Origin of the sequence: Akkermansia sp. UNK.MGS-1, assembly GCF_000980515.1 — a bacterium.
GTDB lineage: Bacteria > Verrucomicrobiota > Verrucomicrobiia > Verrucomicrobiales > Akkermansiaceae > Akkermansia > Akkermansia muciniphila.
This window is the reverse complement of sequence record NZ_LBCB01000034.1, coordinates 1-15,275: the sequence shown is the minus strand read 5'-3', so window position 1 is coordinate 15,275 and position 15,275 is coordinate 1. Positions and strand designations below refer to the sequence as shown.

Below are 15,275 nucleotides of genomic sequence, written 5' to 3'. Positions count from 1 at the left end.
TTTCTTTTCATGGTCGTCTCGGGTCAGTTGTTCAGGGTATAGCTGTCGGCCAGATCCCAGAGTTCCCGGTTCAGGCGCGTATTGCCGTCAAGACCGTTGAGAGCCCTCAGGGAACGACGACGATAAGCACCTTCCTTCTGTGGCTTCAAGGGAACGCCTCCCCGGATCAGGTTTTCCTGAACCCGGTTGAAGCACTGCCAGACGGTAGCTGGGCCTCCCGCCGTAAAGCCGATGTCGTTCCATCGCCGGGGCGACAGAAGAGCTTCGGGACGTATCCTGTCTTCGTAGTCGTCTCCCATTCGCAGCTGTGCCGCTTCATGAACGAAATCCACCTGACGCTTGTAGGGTAGTTCGACTCCCTGCATGCGGCGAATGTCGTCCATGATACGGGGCGTTTCTCCGGCCAGCCGGAGACTGGCTGCAATCACATCCTCCCCGGTATGGCCCATGTGGCGGATGTTGATGGCGGCGATGCGTGCTCCGACAATCAGGCCGTTGGTGCAGACCAGCCGGAAGATGCCTGCCATGAGCTGGTAGGAGCAGCTGCCGTTGTGACTGTTGATCATGACCACTTCGATGCGCTGGTCACGGTTGTGTTCCAGCACATCTCTATGGGCGAAGCGAATCAGGTGCTTGCGGGTAGGAGTTCCGTCCGGTTTCCGGGTACGCTGTTCCTGAGCCCCGACAACGAGGAACCCGGCTTCTTCCATCTGGTCAAGCAGGGAATCGGAGGAGACGAAGCGATATTTTCCCGAACGACTGTCGTCCTCGCGGCCGGCAAAGACGGAGGGGGCGACACGCCGGATCTGGAATTTGTCCAGAGGACTATTATCGCGATTGCGATAGAGTTCGCGTGTAGATGTACGAGTATTCATGTTCATTGATGGTTGGTTTGTTGCAACAAAAAGCCCGCCTCCCGGAACAAGGTCGGGAGGCGGGCACAGACAGGAAGCAGAGAATCTACTTCCTCAGGAATATATGACGCAGGGAGAGCGGGATTTTCAGAGTAAAGAGCTCAAAATTGGAGGCCTCTTTTATGATGCATTGATTTACTGATATATTCTCACAACGTAAATCATCACGGTCCGTCTTTTTGCCTGCAAATCCACTTGATTTCGGTTATCCATCAATGTAGTTTATGGGAGCCAGTTTAGTGACATTGTGTTCTGTTTTTTCAGTAATCTTCTGGCTCTTACTGAAAACATAATGATCGAAAAACAGCTGATAATCAATGCTATTTGAAAATATCCGAATGTGAGCAATAGACGATCTATAAGGGTATCGAACACCAAATAGTAAGGAGCTACTATGGCCGAACCAGTACATGAAAAAATCAAACGATCACTCCAAGCTGCCGAAGGTCTGTATCATCGCCTTGTGCTACTTGTAGGTGAGACAGGTTCCGGCAAGACCGATGTTCTTAGAGAGGTCGCCAATGAGTTCGCTTCGTCTGTCATCAATGTTAATTTGACTCTTTCCAGAGAATTACTTGAACTGTCAGCAAGGCAACGAGCGCTTCGGCTACCGGGCCTCCTTGATCAAATAGTGAGCCAGTCACAATCACCCGTGATACTGGATAATCTCGAAATCCTTTTCGATAAGGACCTCCAACAGGACCCTTTGCGTCTGCTACAGTCAATTTCAAGAAACCGATCCGTAGTTGCTTCTTGGAATGGAACCGCCCATTCCGGAAAACTTTTATACGCCGAACATGGACATCCCGAGTATCGTTGTTATGACTCGGCCGATGCGCTGATCGTAAGTATGGATGGCACGGCAACGATCGATTCGGCAATAAATAAAAAAGAATCAGAACAAGCATGAAATACGGAGATCTTATCCAATTCGACCCGATTGAATCGGTCGTTCAGTTGCGTGACGCGGACAAATCAAACGCCGCACACACTCTCGTGAGCACTTATGTCATTTCCGACGAAATGGCAGAACGGCTCACGCAGCTTGTCATTCCTCAGATGCAGTTTGACCAGCCTGTCGACAATAAGGGCCTGCTGGTCGTCGGTAACTACGGCACCGGTAAGTCGCACTTGATGTCGGTTGTTTCCAGCCTTGCTGCTGACGCTTCCCTGTTGGCGGACCTGAACCATGTTGGCGTTCGCGACGTTGCCTCTCAGATAGCAGGGCGTTTCAAGGTCATCCGTACAGAAATCGGAGCCACCACCATGTCCCTGCGTGATATCCTGGTCTCGGAGTTGGAAGAACACCTTGAAAAACTCGGCGTGGACTATGTGTTCCCAGAAGCCGGCACCATCACCAGTCACAAACGAGCTTTCGAAGATATGATGGCCAAGTTTGGCGAGGTCTTCCCGGCGCATGGACTGTTGCTGGTTGTCGACGAGCTTCTCGATTATCTGCGCACTCGCAAGGACCAGGAATTGATCCTTGATCTCAACTTCCTTCGCGAGATTGGCGAGGTCTGCAAGGACCTGCGTTTCCGCTTCATGGCTGGTGTTCAGGAAGCCATTTTTGACAGCCCGCGCTTCGCCTTTGTCGCCGACAGCATTCGCCGGGTAAAGGATCGCTTTGAGCAAATTCTCATTGCTCGCAACGATGTGAAATTTGTCGTGGCCGAGCGCCTGCTCAAGAAGACGGCCGAGCAACAAACCAAGATCCGGGACTACCTGATGCCCTTTGCCAAATACTATGGAGGGCTCAATGAGCGGATGGACGAGTTTGTCCGGCTTTTCCCGGTACATCCCGATTATATCGATACCTTCGAACGTGTCACCGTGGTGGAAAAACGCGAAGTGCTCAAAACCCTGTCCCTGAGCATGAAAGGCATTCTCGACAAGGATGTACCTCAAGACGAACCCGGCCTGATCGCCTTCGACAGCTACTGGAACACGCTCAAGCAAAATCCCTCTTTCCGAGCTATCCCTGAGATCAGGGAGGTCATCGATTGCAGCCAGGTACTGGAATCTCGCATTGAAAATGCCATCACCCGCAAGCAATACAAACCGATGGCTCTGCGACTGATCCATGCGCTGTCCGTTCATCGTCTCACCACCGGCGACATCTATGCCCCCATGGGCGCATCTGCCGAGGAGCTGCGTGACCGTCTCTGCCTCTTCGATCCGTTGATCGCCGAACTAGGGAGCGATGAGCCAGACAAGGATCTCCAAACCCATGTGGAAACAGTTCTGCGTGAGATCCACAAAACAGTCAGTGGGCAATTCATCTCTTTCAATGCCGACAACCGCCAGTTCTATCTTGATTTGAAGAAGACCGACGACTTTGATGCTTTGATCGAAAAACGGGCTGAAAGCCTGGGCCACGCTCAACTCGACCGGTTCTATTATGAAGCCCTCAAACGGGTGATGGAATGCCAGGATGCCACCTACGTGACCGGCTACAAGATCTGGCAGCACGAACTAGTTTGGCAGGAACACAAAGCGGCTCGCGCTGGGTACCTCTTTTTCGGCGCGCCCAACGAGCGCTCTACCGTCGTGCCGCAGCGGGATTTTTATCTTTATTTTATCCAGCCCAACGACCCGCCACGTTTCAAGGACGACAAGGCTAACGACGAGATCTTCTTCCGCCTGAAAGGTATCGACGAAGAATTTCAAACCTCGCTAAACCAAGGCGTCGGTATGGAACAGTATTCAAACAGCCCTGACTGAAGCTGGCTTCATCGTAGCAAACGTATCTGCTCTCGACAAGAAGCAAGGCAGCTTTAAAGCAGTAACTACACCCACAGCGGTTAAGCAAGATCTCGTTATCTCAGCCTACAAACCCAATGGAGGTTTTGAAGAGCGCTTTCTGAAAGAGGCGCAAACCGAAGAAGGCGTGTGGGATTTTGTCCGCACGCATTTGAAGTATCTGCCAGTCACAAAGCAGCAGGGTGCTTCGTTGCAGTTCGTTGCGGAGCGTGATCCCCGTATCCTGTTCGACCAGATGGTGGCCTACTACGTGCGAAAGGGCTACCCCGTACCGATCTCCAGCCAGGAGTTTCAGAACGGGCTATCGCAACGTTTCATTGAGCGTGACGGCATGTATTTCCTGCCGGATCAGGTGGCAGAATACGACCGCAAGAAGATGACCTCGGGTGAACTCAAGCAGATGTCTATGTTTGTCTCCGACGAGGCATCTGCCATTCAATGGCTTCGTCAGCTCATCAAGGAAAAGCCCCAGACCTTTTCCGACATCAACCCGCAGTTCATGCAGCAGCTTGGCGGCTGGAGCAAGAACGAGGCCCAGCTCGACTTGCGCGAACTGTTGTGCCAGAACTTCCTCTGTTACGAAGGCAAAGGCCCCGTGCCTGAGCAGATCCACTCTTATTTGTCCACCAACTGGAAAGAGCTGCGCAACTTACCTAAGGATGATCCAACTCTAGTAGCCAAAGCCTGCGACCGCTGGTACGTACCCGATCCCAACAAGGCGGGCGACCTGGAGAAGTTGCGCGAGAAGGCGCTGCTCAAAGAGTTTGAGGAATACAAGGAGGTCAAAAAGAAGCTCAAGGTCTTCCGCCTGGAAGCAGTTCGAGCCGGGTTCAAGAAAGCCTGGCAGGAACGCGACTACGCTGTCATCGTCGCCGTCGCCGACAAGATCCCCAACAACGTCCTGGAAGAGGACCCCAAACTGCTCATGTGGTACGATCAAGCAGTAACAAGAATAGGAGAGGCATAAAATGGTTGCTACAGTTGACCTTAGTCATTATTCGGAGCAAATCCCTGCCGCAGAGGACCGTCCTTTATTCGATGAAGCAGTCGATACAGGAAAAGCGGGTGCTCTCCGTGCTACTTTCGTGATGATATGGCTGGCCTGTGCTGAATCGTTGAAACGGCGCTTCCGTGAAGCTCAAAAACGGGATAGTACTGCGGGTAAAATCGTTGGTGGGATCGCAACCAAGGAAAAAGCGCATCAAGCCGTGGATAAATTTGTTTTAACGAAGGCTTGCGAGTATGGTTTCATTTCCGATTCTGAGTATACCGTTCTCAACCATATCTATGAAATGCGCTGTTTATATGGTCACCCTTATGAGGAGGCACCCTCAGAGGAACAGGTCATACATGCTGCTGCCATGGTTGTTGAACATGTCCTATCTAGGCCTGTTAAGCTACGACATGGTTTTGGAAAGCAACTACTCACAAATCTCTTGGGAAGCCCCAATTTCCTCGATGATCAACAAACCGCTGTCTTGGCGTTTACCAAAGATATTCTTCCAAGACTTGATGATGACATATATGGTTGGCTGCTCGATAATTATTGGGGGGAGCTGGAAAAAATTTCCGACGATTCATCTATGGCAATCTTCTTTCGCCGAGGGACTTGGTTCTCTTGCACCATGTTAACCGAAATAGGTATCGATGTTTTTTCCCACGATGATTGGCATGACAGGCTCAGTAAATTTCCGAAGATACTGATGCGGGTATGCAGCATCGCTGACATATTCAAAGAGATAGGTGATCGAGCACAGGACTCGTTAGTTGGTTTGATTATCGCCGAGTCCGCTACGCGTGCCAGTGTCCTTACTTACCTCGAACAACTCATTATTAATGGTGCGTTGACTAAGCGACAACGGGAACGGTTTGTTGAATGCGTCTCGGAAATGTCATTGGACCTGCTCATGTCCGCAGGACTTAGTACAAAGACCTGTTACAGGAAACTGATCGATGCTATGAAATCTCACAACTGGTATCTGCAGAATCCCGCTATAGATATCATTGTTTCTAATGGACCAGAACAAGCTGCTGACCTCGATGAGAAGCAACAGGAAAATTTGGGACGAAATTTGCTTCAAGCAGGTGAAGGTTCGGCTGCGTCTGCCGATGAATTTCTCGAGAAGCTTTCACAAGATAAAATATCTTGGCCGTTTCCTGTTATTAGTGGGATTGCCATGGAATCATTCACCAACGAGAATAACCAAATCCGATTTAAGAAACGGCATTGGGAGCGAGTCCTGTCTATTATCGATCATTTGCCACAAGAACTACAGGGGCGACTCATACACCAGATTTCTGAGTCCGTTGACGCAGGTGCCCCAAAATATTTGGGGGGTCGGGACAATTTTAGAAACGTTATCGATTCTTTGAATGCTTACTCATGGGCTACTCCATTATTAGAGAGCCTCGAAGCGAAATCAGCAGAGATTTTGACCGAGGAGGAAGAAGTATGGCCTCTCAAATCCTGAAGTTCGATAGGAAATGGACTAAGTTGGCAACGTTGCATTCAAAATTCAGCAGACAACAGATCAAGCTAGAAGATAATTAGCGGATGGAATCGCTTTGGCAATACAGCACCGTTCATAACAGCGCCTGCAAGGTCATCGAAGAACAGACCTTGTGGGGGCAGACGGTGTGTCGTGTCTGGTTGCCGAACCAAGACGCGGTTGTGCACATACCCCACTCCACCTTGCGCCCGCTGAGCGCCGGTTTGCAGCCGCAGATCGAGGCTGGACGCATTGCCTATGTGGCCGCCGCAGCCAAGGTAGCCGAGGTGCTCGAAGGCTCCACCAGTGTTACCGGTGATCATGTATTGCTGGCTCCCATGGAGTCCAACGTTATTCCGCTGCCGCACCAGATCCACGCCTTGTCCCGGGCCATCTCTGGTGACCGCGTGCGCTACCTGCTGGCCGACGAGGTAGGGCTTGGCAAGACCATCGAGGCTGGCCTGGTCATGCGCGAGCTGAAGCTGCGCGGACTGGTTCGTAGAATTCTGGTCGTCGCGCCCAAAGGCATCGCTACCCAGTGGGTGTCGGAAATGCAGACCCACTTTAACGAGACGTTTCAGCTCGTCCTGGGCGATGATCTCGGTACTTTGCAGCGTCTTGTTCCGGGTGGCGATCGGAGAAGTTCTGCATGGTCTCTATTCGATCAAGTCATTGTGTCTCTCGATTCAGTAAAACCCATGGACAAACGGCGGGGCTGGACTGCCGAACGCATCGCCGAATACAACCGCAGCCGGTTCGAGGATCTGATTACTGCCGGTTGGGATCTGGTGGTAGTGGACGAAGCTCACCGCCTGGGGGGAAGCTCTGATCAAGTCGCCCGCTACAAACTAGGCAAAGGACTGGCGGAGGCCGCCCCCTATGTGCTGCTCCTCTCGGCTACGCCCCACCAGGGGAAGACCGATGCCTTCCATCGCCTCATGAACTTGCTGGATGACGACGCCTTCCCTGATATGGACAGCGTTTCTCGCGAGCGGGTTGCTCCGTACGTTATCCGTACGGAGAAGCGCAAGGCCATCGACTCCGAGGGCAAGCCGCTCTTTAAACCCCGGCGCACACAGATGGCCCCGATTGCCTGGGAGAGCCCGCACCATTTACAGAAACTTCTCTACGAAGCGGTGACCGACTATGTGCGTGAGGGGTACAACCAGGCCATGCGCGAACAGAAGCGTCACATCGGTTTTTTGATGATCCTGATGCAGCGCCTGGTTGTCTCCAGTACCCGGGCGATCAGAAGCACGTTGGAACGACGGCTCGCGGCGCTCAAGGAAGGCGAGCAACAAATCAGACAACGCCTGGGGGTACGTCAAAATGACGTTGAGGAATCAGAAGGAACTGACGATGAAAGTTTTGAACCTTATGACATGGACGGACAGGAGTTGCTCGATGAGCTGTTAAAATCCCATGTGTCGGCTTTGCAAAGCGAAAGTAGCCATGTTGAGATTCTGCTGGACGCGGCAATTCGTTGTGAACAGGCTGGTCCGGATGCCAAGACTGAAGCACTGATCGAGTGGATCTATAAGCTACAGTCTGAGGAAAACGAACCGGATTTGAAAGTATTGATCTTCACCGAATTCGTACCTACCCAGCAGATGCTGAAAGAGTTTTTGGAAGTCCGGGGCATTTCTGTCGTTACCTTGAATGGCTCCATGGATATGGAGGAACGCAAGCAGGCTCAGGATGCTTTCCGGAAAACGCATCGCGTACTCGTCTCTACTGACGCCGGCGGCGAGGGATTGAACTTGCAGTTTGCTCACGTCGTCATCAACTACGACATCCCCTGGAACCCGATGCGGCTGGAACAGCGAATCGGCCGAGTGGATCGGATAGGACAGCCCAAAACGGTGCGGGCGATCAATTTCGTGTTTGAGGATTCGGTCGAGTTTCGTGTCCGCGAAGTGCTGGAACAGAAACTCTCGGTGATCTTCGATGAGTTCGGCATCGATAAGACGAGCGACATTCTCGATTCCTCCCAGGCAGGCGAGTTGTTCGAGGATATGTTTGCCTCGGCTATCCTTGATCCTGACGGTATCGAAACCTCTGTTGAGCAAAAAGTGGCCCAGATCCGTGGGGAAATCCAGCGTGTGCGGGAATCCTCGGCTATCTACGGTATCTCGGAAGAACCTGATGTACAGACAGCTGAACGTCTGCGCTCCCATCCTCTGCCTTACTGGGTGGAACGGATGACGGTAAGTTATCTCACCTCCCACGGCGGTTTAGCCAAACGCAAACGTTCCTGGTGGGATCTGAATTGGCCGGACGGGCAGGAACATCGTAAAGTTGTCTTCCACACTCGGGAAGCTGATCGTCTCGCCGGCACTACCCTGCTGAATCTTGAAAATAGCCGCATCCGAGGGTTGGCACTGAATCTGCCCCATATCGTACCAGGTCAACCACTGCCTTGCGTCACCGTGAACGGGCTGCCCACTGGCATTTCCGGACTCTGGGGACTCTTCGAGATCCGACTTCAGGCAGGAATGCACCAGAAAACACAGCTTCTGCGCATCCCCATGGTGCGGCGTGGTTATGTCAGTGTATTCTTGAGCGAGGAAGGTAAACTGTTTCTACCCACAGCCCGGCATATCTGGGATGCGTTGCAGACAGCGGAAGTCAGAATACAGTCAACACTTGGTCAGGATGATTCCATGAAAGCCTATCAATGTTTGCAGGAAGCAGCAGAACACGCCGGGCAGGAATTGTTCAACTCCTTACAGCATGCTCACCTCGCCTCTGTAGCTCACGAAGAGGAACGTGGGATCACCTCCTTTGCCTCACGCCGTAAGGCGATTGAGCGCGTGGGCTTGCCGGAAGTTCGCCAGTTCAGGTTATCCCGTTGCAATGCGGACGAAAGCGAATGGCGGCAAGAATTGCAGGCCGCGAAGCAGATTGTACCGGAAATCAGACCGTTACTCATGCTACGAATGATGAACGGATGTATTCTATGAACAGTTGGCGAGACACCATATTAAAAGATTTTGTACCCAACGTCAGCAAGCTGACACTGGTTGCCGATCCGGATTGCCTGCTGAGCGAAGAGAAGCTGGCCTTGAAGCTTCGTGAACGTGGATTTGATCTGATTGAGTTCCATGATCCTGTCGAATTCAGATATGCCTATGAATCCAAGTACCGCTTGATATGGGACCGGGGTGAACACACCGATTTGGTTGTTATCCTTCGTTTGCAGGATACAGAACTGGATTCTCTGCCTTATGATCTGCTCGGAGCTGGTCGAAAACTCTCTTTCAATATGGGAGATCTTTTTCCCAACATGAGCTATCCGGTCATTGAACAGCTTGACAGAAGCTTGCTGGACTCTCTCTTTGAAGCCCAATGCAAATCGTTGCCTGATCGAATGGGCGACAATGCCACCAAGGATTACATTCTCCGCCATGTGTTTGGTATTGCAGCTGAGTTGATCGTCAACGATGTAGAATTACTTCGCACCTTGCTTCGTTTGCACTATGGCAATCTTCAACTTCCGTTGATGCTGTCTGAACGACTCATTCATGTTCTTAAAGACCACCAGGGATTTAAAGACTGGCCGCTTTCAGAGATCATTCCGGACGCTGAAGCCTTTTTCGATTTCTTGCAGGAACGCTGGCCTCTCTTTCTTTCCAGACAGGGCAAAGAGAATCTGGTGCAGGAGGGAACATCAGGATACGGTCTCAAGTATCCGGGTTTGGAGTGCCTGCCATTTGACCATCAAGACATCAAGGTCTACATCGATAACTTGTTCCTGGAAGGGAAACTCACTCCTATCGAAGTCCAAGACTTTGAAGTAGATGCCAACTCTTGGATTCGAAGCGGTATCTCCACATCTGGCGGGGATGATAAGTTACGGGTTTCCCGCCTGTTTGACCTTATCAAGAAAGGACTGCCCACCCGGGACGCCCGTTACTCGGATTGGACCTCCTTTGCCTTGAAATGGGCCGAATTGTCTTCTCTGGTTTATTGTGGAGAGCACGCAGTGTATCAGGCTCGTCTCAGAGAAATGGGTGATACGTTGAATACAGCATTTGCAGCCTGGCTGGCGGATCACTATTCCAGCCTGATGAACTTGCCTCCAACCAATCCGGCCATGTTGCACCATGTACCGCGCCGTTTGGTTCGAGATAGGGAAGACTCAGCTAATGGACTGGTAGCATTGATCGTAGTTGATGGTCTCTCCCTTGATCAGTGGGTGACTGTCCGTCAGATTCTGCAAAAACAGAACGCCCATTTAATGATGCGAGAATCTGCGACCTTCGCGTGGATTCCTACGCTGACATCAGTATCACGGCAATCGATTTTTTCGGGCAAGCCGCCTCTCTATTTTCCATCATCAATTAACTCTACCAACAGTGAAGGGAAACTCTGGACACAGTTCTGGGAAGGCCAAGGTCTGTCTCGGCTGGATGTTGCCTATCAGCGAGGTTTGGGTGATGGCGATGCGGTCGACATCCTCGATTCCGTAATACATCCAGGGAAAACCAAGGCGGTGGGGCTTGTTGTGGACAAGATTGACAAGATTATGCACGGCATGCAACTGGGCTCCGCCGGAATGCACAACCAGATTAAGCAGTGGTGCCAGGGAGGGTTCTTAACTTCGCTCGTTGCTCAACTGTTGGCATACGGTTACGATGTCTGGCTGACGGCCGATCATGGAAATATTCAATGTAACGGCAAAGGGCGTCCATTAGAGGGGGTGATTGCTGAAACCCGTGGAGAAAGAGTTCGTATCTATCCTTCGTCTGAACTCCGTTCTCAGGTAGCAGCATCTTTCCCGTTTGCTCATGAATGGTCGCCTATCGGATTGCCTGCTGATTATTTCCCCCTAGTAGCTAGTGGTCACGATGCATTCGTGAATCAAGGAGTTACCATCGTAGGACACGGCGGTATAGCCATTGAAGAAGTCATAGTCCCTCTTGTGAAATTTGAAAGGAGAACACCGTAATGGGTAAGAGGCACGAAACAATAGGAATCAAGCAGGCTATTCGTTTCGAGTGGATGCAAAAAGCAGCCAATTTGTTACTGGCAGGGCTTGATGCCAAAACTATCCGGCAGGAATTACATGAGTTCCTGGCAGACAGAAAGGTCAGTAACCCAGAATACGAGCAAAGCGTCCAGACTCGAACTTTTGTTGTTAACAATCTAATGAAGATCTGGGTATCTCCAGATCCGGAACTGATTCCATTCCGGGATGCCTCGCTTGAGTTTTTACGGAGAAATCCGTCTAAGGCCATTGCAATTCATTGGGGACTTATCGCAGCTACTTATCCTTTCTGGTTCAATGTGGCACGCCAAACAGGGCGTCTTCTGGCCTTACAGGATCGGGTAACCCAGATGCAGATCATTAACCGCCTCAAGGAACAATATGGTGACCGGCAGACAGTGAGTCGGTATGCCAGGTATGTAATCCGTTCCTTTGTAACCTGGGGTGTATTACAGGATTCCGAAGTCAAAGGGTGTTATGAGAAATCAACGTTAGTGAGCAATACAGAGCCAAACTTAGCTATCTTAATGTTCGAGTCTGCGCTCTTGGCTACACCTGAGGCCAAAAGCGTGTTAGGGTTTCTTCTAAACAATCCGGCGTTCTTTCCCTTCCAACTCCCGGTGATGACTGGTGATTTTATAGCCCAGCGTAGCGAACGAATCGAAGTAGTGCGCTATGGATTGGACGACGTGCTATTGAAATTGACAGCGAAGAGTAGCTGAAAATAGCTATCGACAAAAGATCGAGTCTTGGCATTTCTCTTATCAGAGAGATATACTTGATAAATTGTACTCCAGTAATCTAGCAATACTTTCTGCATGTAATTTTGAAACTTTGTATGCAAAAAGTATAAATTGCATCATCCCCAAGTTAAAAAGAAGCCTACCGTATGGTTGGCTTCTGAATAGACTGCATTCCTTTACTGCCTGCACCATCCGGAGCATTCCTTCCTGTACTGGCACCAGGAGCACTGTATCTCGGGTTGAGGATGGAAACGTTCGGTAGTGATGCCTTCGTAGGCAATCCTGTACAGGTCGGTGATGCGCTGCTTGCGCTGATCGTCAGCGGGTGGAATCTTGACCCGGATCACTTGGGGAGTCTTCGTCTTGACCAGGTAGATCAAATCCAGTGATGGAGGAGCGTCTCCCGTGGCTTCTTCGACCATCATCTGGTAGGTGACCAGTTGAAGCTCGTGATCAAAGGCTGCATGCCCGGTGTCCGGTTTGGCGGCAGCAGACTTGTAGTCCACTGCCGTCAGGTCGTGCTGGACGAGGTCGATGACGCCTCGTACGGGAACCGGCAGACCGGGGATGGTAGCCGACAGTCCTACTTCCACTCCCAGAGGCATCTGTGAAGTAACCTCGTCGGAGGCCATGTAGGCCTTGACGGTGTTCCAGGCGCAGGAACGGACTTTTTGTCTCGTTTCTTCGTCGGCGTAGTCCACCGGACCTTCCGTCTTCTCCAACTCCAGAAAGTGGGTGGAGAAGGCTTCTTCCATGGCCGTCTCACTACTGTCCTCTCCCCGCCACCGGGCGAGGTTGAAGGACTGGAGTGTTGCATGGATGGTCTTGCCGACATGCAGGGCGACTGTCGTCGGCTTCCGTATCTGCGCTACCCTCTCGAAGAAGAAATGAAGGGAACATAACAGGTACGATTTGACCGACGAGGGAGACAGGTAGTCCGGGCGTATGGCAGGGGGAGAAGAAGCCTCCGAAGGGAACTTCTTCACCAATGCGATAGCCGGGTGCAGGGAGGATGAACGTATTGGCCGGGTTACGGGAGCAATCATAGGTCAGTACGGGTTGGAGTTGCCGGCATAAGTCGCAGCGGGACGGCGGGTGTAGTTGTTCCTGCCTGATGCCGAGCGTTTGGATGTCGCACCGGAGCGGTTCATCAGCTCGTCGATCAGCCCGGAGGCTTCCATGCGGTTGAGCATGGCAACGACCTTGTTGAATCTCCGGGTAGCCAGTTCGTTCAGGGCAGTGTCATCCAGCCCGACCTTCCCGGCCAGTTCCAGGATGAGCGCCTGTTGCTTTTCCGAGCACTTCCATGCGGGAACGGTTGCAACAGAGGTCTCGGGAGCGCTTGCAGGCGGAGTTTGTCTTATGGATGATGTGGATATCATCTGTAAGCAGGAAGCCCCGGGAGCAGACATTTGAGCAGTTTGTGTGCCGTAATGTTCGTCTGGGACGAATCCGACTTGTTGGATTTGAGCATCGACGGCAGCCTGAAGGGAGCCGTAGAGTCGTTCCGTTTCCGCAGCCAGTTCGGATATGTGGGTGATTTCCGTTTCGATAGAAACTTCGAACTGGTGGGAGGAATACCCCGGCAGTCCGAGGCGTTTGCTGTAGTTGGCGATGAGTTTGATAGCCATGATGGTAGTTCTTTCGTTGTTGATGGGTGGATACAGAAAAGCCGCCATGCCCCGGGATGGGAGCATAGCGGCTTTGTGAAGAATGACAGGCAGGTAAATCCCTGTGTCTGATATATATGACGGTAGAGGAGGTGTTATTTCAGAAGAGAAGAATCTTCGTATCCCGTTGCCTCGGGAAAGTAGACATGGCTCTGTCGTACCCGGAACCATGAATCGTAGCAGCTGTCTTGGTCAGCTGATGTCAGCAAAAAGACCACATTAACAGTATTTTACGAACCAGGTAAAAGAAAAGCAATCCTCCCGGCACAGAGTCTCTGTGCCGGGAGGATTAGAACAAGATTACAATTCTCTTATCGTTTTTGTTGGGTCTTGCTTGGGGTCTGGTAATTTCAAAGGGAACAGGTCGGTACGATGAATGTCCCCACCGTCCGTAATATAGTCCTCTGATTTAACTGTCGTAGCATCAAGCGCAATATATACGCTGGCAAGGAACAGCAAAATGCTCAGTACCCACACAGTGATCTTGGCACTCCGAGGCCACGGTTGTTTGATTGATTTGTCTTTCATCTAAATAAAATCATGTTCCTAACGTTGTTGTTCCTTAAGTTTATTCAACAGGTATTTTGCTTCCCCGTTTCCCAAATTGGCAGCTTTATTGTACCACTCGGCCGCCTTATCAAGGTCCTTGGCAACTCCATCACCCATTTCATAACAGTAGCCAAGATTAACTTGTGCTCTGGTAAATCCTTGCTCGGCTGCTTTCATGAGCCAGGTTGCGGCGGATTTACGATCGCCGATACTTTGAAAAGTGTTCGCTATTTCAAATTGAGCTTCCGGATCTCCCAGGTTCGCAGCCCTGGCAAGATATTCCATGTATTTTTTATCGTCTGATTTGAGCCTGTAAATTGTAGCAAGGTAAAAATGCGCACGAACATGACCTTGAACCGCTGCTTTTTCGTACCACTCGGCAGCTTTGTCGTAATCTCTGGGTACGATACCGTAAGGCCTGTCAAATACGCGTTTGGGATCGGTTGAACCATCTCCTACTTCATAAAAATACCCCAAATTGACCATGGCACTGGAATTACCTTGCTCTGCCGATTTAAGCGTCCACTGAAAGGCAAGCTTCGGGTCTTTAGGAAAACCGTAAAGACCGTTCGTGTAGAAGTGGCCGAGAGCATTTTGAGCAATGGCGTCTCCACCTTCTGCCGCTTTACGGTATAACTGAAGAAACATCTCCTCATTTCTGGGCTTATGGATGCCTTCTTCATAAATTTGAGCCAAAATACATAGTGAGGCAGGGTTATTTTGAGAGGCTGCCTTTTCCCACCAGGAGATAGCCTTTTCCATATCCTTTTTCATGCCAAATGTTCCCTGAGCACAAAAAAGCCCCATGTAATGTTGTGCAGCCACTTCTCCTTGCTGCGCCGACAATTCAATCAATTTGATTCCTCTTTCCGGATCCTTTCCGATTCCATTTCCATCAATAAGGCATAAACCTAAACTGAATTGGGCTCTTTTCTCTCCCTGAGCGACGGCTTTTTCCCACCAGGATACGGCTTTTTTCATATTTTTTTCAACTCCCATGCCCGTGAAATACATACTACCGGCGCGTGACTGAGCTTCAGGAACCCCTTGACGAGCCGCTCGAAGTGTCCATTGTGCCCCCAGTTGCAGATCCTGGGGAATATTTCCCAACCCATATAAATATCCCATCCCGAGCAAGTTTTGGGCATACGCATCCT

General features: G+C 51.0%; 9 protein-coding genes and 3 pseudogenes. 7 read left to right on the top strand and 5 right to left on the bottom strand.

All coding sequences use genetic code 11. The features are described from left to right. Positions 1–23: 23 nt before the first annotated feature. Entirely contained in the window at positions 24–875 is an 852-nt protein-coding gene (locus WW58_RS10190; RefSeq protein ID WP_215833374.1) for a DUF932 domain-containing protein, read from the bottom strand. 433 nt (positions 876–1,308) lie between these two features. Between WW58_RS10190 and brxF the strand changes: the two genes are divergently transcribed. The 7 genes and pseudogenes from brxF (at position 1,309) to WW58_RS10160 (ending at position 11,878) form a co-directional block, all read left to right on the top strand. Next, positions 1,309–1,824, top strand: coding sequence for a BREX-3 system P-loop-containing protein BrxF (gene brxF, locus WW58_RS10185; protein WP_046437433.1), 516 nt, complete (start codon positions 1,309–1,311; stop codon positions 1,822–1,824). Then, positions 1,821–3,593 (top strand): annotated as a pseudogene (locus WW58_RS13525) (DUF6079 family protein); the annotation flags it as partial. The gene brxF and the pseudogene WW58_RS13525, both read left to right, overlap by 4 nt. A gap of 1 nt (position 3,594) precedes the next feature. Then, positions 3,595–4,644 (top strand): annotated as a pseudogene (locus WW58_RS13520) (DNA methyltransferase); the annotation flags it as partial. A 1-nt stretch (position 4,645) separates the two neighbouring features. After that, positions 4,646–6,148, top strand: a complete 1,503-nt coding sequence (locus tag WW58_RS10175) for a hypothetical protein (protein WP_046437432.1) — start codon at positions 4,646–4,648, stop codon at positions 6,146–6,148. An 83-nt stretch (positions 6,149–6,231) separates the two neighbouring features. Continuing rightward, entirely contained in the window at positions 6,232–9,129 is a 2,898-nt protein-coding gene (locus tag WW58_RS10170; RefSeq protein WP_046437431.1) for a DEAD/DEAH box helicase, read from the top strand. Further along, positions 9,126–11,117, top strand: coding sequence for a BREX-3 system phosphatase PglZ (gene pglZ, locus WW58_RS10165; protein WP_046437429.1), 1,992 nt, complete (start codon positions 9,126–9,128; stop codon positions 11,115–11,117). Before WW58_RS10170 ends, pglZ begins: the two co-directional genes overlap by 4 nt. Then, positions 11,117–11,878, top strand: coding sequence for a hypothetical protein (locus tag WW58_RS10160; RefSeq protein ID WP_046437427.1), 762 nt, complete (start codon positions 11,117–11,119; stop codon positions 11,876–11,878). Before pglZ ends, WW58_RS10160 begins: the two co-directional genes overlap by 1 nt. 197 nt (positions 11,879–12,075) lie before the next feature. On the opposite strand, the gene WW58_RS10155 is transcribed toward WW58_RS10160, so the two are convergent. The 4 genes and pseudogenes from WW58_RS10155 to WW58_RS10140 all read right to left on the bottom strand — a co-directional run. Then, positions 12,076–12,945, bottom strand: coding sequence for a RecB family exonuclease (locus WW58_RS10155; protein ID WP_102758539.1), 870 nt, complete (start codon positions 12,943–12,945; stop codon positions 12,076–12,078). A 3-nt stretch (positions 12,946–12,948) separates the two neighbouring features. Continuing rightward, positions 12,949–13,530: a hypothetical protein gene (locus tag WW58_RS10150; RefSeq protein ID WP_146023914.1), complete on the bottom strand. Its 582-nt coding sequence runs from the start codon at positions 13,528–13,530 to the stop codon at positions 12,949–12,951. 339 nt (positions 13,531–13,869) lie between these two features. Further along, positions 13,870–14,097 (bottom strand): hypothetical protein, encoded by a 228-nt coding sequence (locus WW58_RS10145; protein WP_046437422.1) that lies wholly within the window; start codon positions 14,095–14,097, stop codon positions 13,870–13,872. 18 nt (positions 14,098–14,115) lie between these two features. After that, positions 14,116–15,275, bottom strand: a pseudogene (locus tag WW58_RS10140) (SEL1-like repeat protein); the annotation flags it as partial.